The following is a 2,796-nucleotide window of genomic DNA, read 5'->3' as shown; positions in this document are numbered from 1 at the left end:
CTCGACTTCTACAACACTGGACGCCGACACACCGCGCTCGGCGGCCAGCCACCGATCAGCCGACTGTCACGAACGTCATGACCGAGTACACCTAGCACAGAGTCGGGCGTAGGGGCCGGGAGATGGCTGCCCCAACCTGTCTGGAGGGGGAGCCACGTTGAAGACACGCCAGAAGGACCGAGGAGCGCCCGATCCTCACGCCCCCTGGAACGAGATCGCAGCAGGCCTGTGGATGGGCGGTCACCACTGGACGCCCCTTGCGCGACAGGCGTGCTTCGGCCGGCGGCACCGAGTTCGGGATGGTCTTCAGCTCGCTCAGCAGTCCCGGTCACGGACCCGACCCGGGCGTCGAGCACCTGGTCGCCGAGATGCCCGACAGCCCTCTCACGGCCGGGCAGATTCACGCGGTTCAGCAGCTCGCCTGCACCGCTGCCCTGGCGGCCATAGGTTTCGACTATTCGGTATGGACGCGCTGGTATGACAATGACCGCCCCAACCTTGAGTTCATCCGCTGGACTTCCTTGGGCGGAACAGCGCGGAGTGAGGTCTTCCTCCAAGGCGAATGGGACGACGGCGCCTTGATCACCCGCATGACCATCGTCGGGACCGACGGCGGGCCCTGGCAGCGGGTCCGGTCCGACATCGGGGCTGCATAGACCGGCTGGGCTCGGGCGTAGATCGGGGCAGGCCGCTCCGGACGCCCGTGAGCAGCGACGGGTCGGGGATGGGCTCATCGCAGCGCCCCGGCCCGCCGCGGGGCTATCGATTCCCGGTGTGGGTTGGGGTGTGGGGGCGGGGCTGGGCTGGGGTGTTGCAGGTCGGGTGAGAACTGATCGAGGTGCTTTCGGGTGGGGTGGTAGACGGTCTGGCCTGGTGTTATCTCAGCTTGACTCTGTCGGGGATCTTGGAGTTTCGCGGTGCGGCAGCGTGGTCAACGGGCATGCTCGGGTGGTCCCGATGACCGATCCAGCTGTCGAGGTGCCCGTTGTCCCTCCGCCCCCGTTCCGGTGAACAAATCCCGCCTCTGACCGTGCAGATCGCGCGGGCGAGTAACCCGGGCGGTACCACGGCGATGTGGGTGAGAGACCGGCTGGACGGGCTGTGGTGCGACGAGGACTTCGCCGACTGGTACCCACGTGACGGGCGTCCGGGCCTCTCGCCCGCTCAACTGGCCACCGTCTGTGTGCTGCAGTTCCTGCTCGGCCTCTCCGACCGCCAGGCTGCCGAGGCGGTCCGCTGCCGCATCGACTTCAAGTACGCCATGGCCATGGAGCTGGACGACCCCGGCTTCCACCACAGCGTGCTGGGCGACTTCCGCGACCGTCTCGCCGAAGACGGCCGTGCTGACCGCCTCCTCGACCTCGCGCTGGCCCGCCTCAAGGAGGCCGGCCTGGTGCGTGAGCGCACCACACAGCGCACCGACTCCACCCATGTCCTGGCCGTGGTGCGCGATCTGACCCGCCTGGAACTGATCACCGAGTCGGTACGCGCCGCACTGGAAGAAGTCGCCGGCACCTCCCCTCACCTGCTGGACGAGCTGGTCGACGAGGAGTGGGGACGCCGCTACGGCCGACCGGTCCGCCTGGGCAAGAACCCCACCAAGCCCAAGACCAGGATCCTCGCCACCGGAAACGACGCCGTCCGGCTCCTGAAACACCTCTACCAGCGCGGAGCAGACCGCGCGTCCGGCCCTCGTATTCAGGCCCTGCGCCAGATCATGGTGCAGAACTACCACCACGACACCGCAGGACACCTGCGCTGGCGCACAGCCGAGACCGAAGACGGACCCGGGCTGCCGCCCTCGTCACGGGCGATCGTCTCTCCCTACGACACCTCGGCCCGCTACGCACGCCACGGACACATCATCAGCTGGAAGGGGTTCTCCGCTCACCTGACGGAGACGTGTGCTCCCGACGGCCCCAACGTGATCACTGACGTGGCCACCACCGCGGCCACCACACACGACAGCAAGGTCCTGCCCGGCATCCACACCCGCCTGCACCGTCGCAGCCTGCTACCCGCCGAGCACCTGGTCGACAGCGGCTACACCTCCCTGGTCCACCTGGACCAGGCCGCTCGACAACATCAGGTCACCGTCACCGGACCGCTGCCGGGCAACCCCACCCGACAGCACCGTCAGAATGAAGGCTTCGGCCGGGACGACTTTCACATCGACTACGACCGTCGACAGGTCACCTGCCCCCAGGGTCAGGTCAGCCAGGGCTGGCACGGCCCCTACCCGACCTCCTCACCCACCGCGGCTCCGCTGATCGTTGCACGGTTCACCAAGGGCCAGTGCCACCCCTGCCCGGCCCGCGCCCGATGCACCACGTCCCGCGAAAACGCCCGCAACGTCGGCTTTCCTCCACGCGAGCTCCGCGACCTTCAACTCCGTGTCCGAACCGAGCAACAAACGCCCGAGTGGAAGACCCGCTATGCGGTCCGCTCGGGAGTAGAGGGCACGGTCAACGAGTTCGCCCACGGCCACGGCATGCGACGCTGCCGCTACCGAGGACAGGAAAAGGCCCACATCCAGCACGTCCTGACCGCCATCGCCGTCAACACCGAGCGTCTCAGTGGACTGCCGCCGACCGAGGAAACACCTACGCCCCGCCAGCCGACTGCCCTCCAGAACTACCTCGACCAGCGCGAGATCCCCCGGCCGACGTCCTGGAGAAACCTGGGCAGCTGACCTCGGCAACTCCAAGATCCCCGACTGTGAGGATGAGGCGGCACCGCTCGAGGGTCTGACCCGATCCCCGATTGACGCTTCGGCTGTCCTCACTCTGAATCGTC

The 2,796-nt window shown here is 67.7% G+C and carries 2 protein-coding genes; both read left to right on the top strand.

Going from position 1 to position 2,796, the window contains the following annotated elements; translation table 11 throughout:
* Window positions 1–257 precede the first annotated feature (257 nt).
* Window positions 258–656, top strand: coding sequence for a hypothetical protein (locus ABTZ94_RS37215; protein WP_351207845.1), 399 nt, complete (start codon window positions 258–260; stop codon window positions 654–656).
* A gap of 416 nt (window positions 657–1,072) precedes the next feature.
* Window positions 1,073–2,692 carry an IS1182 family transposase gene (locus ABTZ94_RS37210; protein WP_351207847.1) on the top strand — a complete coding sequence of 540 codons (1,620 nt, stop codon included), beginning with the start codon at window positions 1,073–1,075 and terminating at the stop codon, window positions 2,690–2,692.
* Window positions 2,693–2,796 lie beyond the last annotated feature (104 nt).

Origin of the sequence: Streptomyces sp. NPDC002785, assembly GCF_040295565.1 — a bacterium.
GTDB lineage: Bacteria > Actinomycetota > Actinomycetes > Streptomycetales > Streptomycetaceae > Streptomyces.
The sequence above is the reverse complement of the archived record's forward strand: the minus strand, read 5'-3'. Positions and strand labels throughout refer to the sequence as shown.